The 237-nt window shown below is 41.4% G+C and carries 1 pseudogene; it reads left to right on the top strand.

The window, feature by feature from the left end:
- Positions 1–237, top strand: a pseudogene (locus A3773_RS18485) (IS4-like element ISTeha3 family transposase); the annotation flags it as partial.

Here is a 237-nt window from a genome sequence, read left to right as displayed (position 1 = left end):
TCCGAATCTATGGAATGCGCTGGGATATCGAGGTATTCTTTAAGGCGGCCAAATCTCTTTTGAAACTTGAAAAAGAATTCCAAAGCCGTTCATATGACGCGCTTATTTGCCATACAACGATTGTGTTTTCTCGTTTTATCGTTCTGTCGTGGCAGAATCGCTGTAATACCGATCAACGCACAATAGGTGGTCTGTTTTACGAATTATGCGATGAAGTAAATGAACTTGATTGGGCTG

The sequence above is a fragment of the Neptuniibacter pectenicola genome (assembly GCF_001597735.1).
Lineage (GTDB): Bacteria > Pseudomonadota > Gammaproteobacteria > Pseudomonadales > Balneatricaceae > Neptuniibacter > Neptuniibacter pectenicola.
This window is presented reverse-complemented; position numbering and strand designations above follow the sequence as displayed.